The 1,885-nt window shown below is 52.8% G+C and carries 1 protein-coding gene; it reads right to left on the minus strand.

Features of this window, described 5'->3' with window-relative positions:
- Positions 1-1,885 (minus strand): phage tail tape measure protein (locus tag GTGU_RS22160; protein ID WP_038162784.1); only part of this gene is annotated, 1,885 nt, incomplete at both ends.

The following is a 1,885-nucleotide window of genomic DNA, read 5'->3' on the forward strand; positions in this document are numbered from 1 at the left end:
TGGCTGGTTCATTTTGACGCTCTTCACGCGCGCATCACCTTCGACGATCACCCGCAGTTCCCCCTTAAGCTCCTGAGGAACCGGCGGTAACAGTGCCTGGTTGTTTTGCTGATTGCGGAAGAGTTCCCATGCGCCCGCTGACTCGATGTTAAGGTCATTGACCTCGTTAAGAACATCACGGAAGGTTTCCATAAGCGTGCCGTACTGGGGGATCTCGTACTTAGAACTGTCCCTTGTCTGATACGGATCCCAGCTTTTTTCCTGTACCGCAAAATCGGGGTTGGCATTCGCTTTCAGATCAACGCCGGTCAGGTCGGTCGACCATTGTTTCAGCGGTTCGCGGGCGTCACCGGAGAAGAATCCCTGCACCTCGTCCATCAGCATCTTGTCGAACTCGATGGCTTCCGGGTACTCGCTCGCAATATAGTCGTAAACCTCGGTCGCTGTGTAAGCCAGACCAAGTGCGCCACCGGCTCTTCCGGCAACGCCCATAGCTGCGGTGCCGAAGCTGCCTTTTCCGCCACCCGCACCCGGCTTACCCCCTGTGCCCGGCCCCGGTTTACCCGAAGTGCCTGACCCGTTTTTACCGCCACCGTCAGGCAGACCGCCCATACCGCCTTTGCCCATGTTCACGACATACACCGGCATAACACCGGAACCAAAGATGTCGGCCGCGCCACCGGCCGCACCACCTTTGCCGCCTTTCCCACGGATACTACCAACGAGATCCCATGCGCCTTTACCGAGCTTGAAAGCCTTGCGGGCTGCGATGATTCCCGCCCCGGCAATAACGAGATTCTTGCCGATTTCCAGCCAGCGCTGCACAGCTTCTGGATCCATGTCATTAATGGCATCAGCCAGCTCCTGAACAGGTTCTGCAAGATTGCTGTTGGCAAACTTGCGCCATGTCCCGTTCAGGCTGGTCACCGCTGATGTGAAATCTTGCGCCGCATACTTCGCATCTTTCATGATGCCGGTGCCATCTGCCGTAACAGACTGGTATCGTTTGAGATCGTCAGCACCTTTCCCGGCAGTAGCGTACCTGATAAGTCTCAGGCTCAGGTCACTGAATCCGGCATCATTCAGATATTCCCCCTGTTTAACTGAACCTGATTTGCTGGATTTTTCAGCAATTGACTGAAGGACAGTGGCTATATCAGTCACTTTGCCATCAGCACTTATCCCTTTAATTTTATTGTGGCGTAACTCTTTCAGAGTATCTGGCATTAAGATATCGGCTAAAAAACGCTCTGCCATAGTTGCCGCTTCTGCATCATTCTGAGTCAGACCCATTGCTGTCTGGAGAACGGCACCACCACTTTTCAGTCCCTGAACACCAGTGGCACCAGCGGCATTCGCGGAAGCAAAGAACTGAACGCCTTTCTCCGCCATGTTTGTCAGTTCAAAAGCACCTTCCTTGCCAAGATTATTTAGTGAATCCATTGCATACAGGTAATCTTTCTCATCTTTCATGCCGTAATTTTTGAGAACCGAAAACAGTGAGCCCATCGCTTCACCTGTAACTTCAGACCCTGTGGCAGCAATACTTGCCGATATGATTTCCTTGTTTTTGATCCCGAAATCCAGATCGCCAGTAACAGTACCGATTTTGGCTATAGCAGAGAGAACTGCACTATCGTCAACCCTGAATCGAATGGAAACGTCAGAGACATCCGTCTGTAATGTCTTCATTTCGTCACGGCTTTTTCCTGCTGCCAGCCCTATTCGGGTTAACTGTCTGTCCAGTTGAATATAGTTTTTCAGCGTGGCACCACCGGCAAAGCCTGCTATCAGCCCGACATAGCGGTTACCGAGTGCGTCAATACCCCGGCCAGCCGCTTCAGATGTTGACCTGACGATGGACATGGCCCGCTGGTTGCGGGTC

The organism is Trabulsiella guamensis ATCC 49490, assembly GCF_000734965.1.
Taxonomy (GTDB): Bacteria; Pseudomonadota; Gammaproteobacteria; order Enterobacterales; family Enterobacteriaceae; genus Trabulsiella; species Trabulsiella guamensis.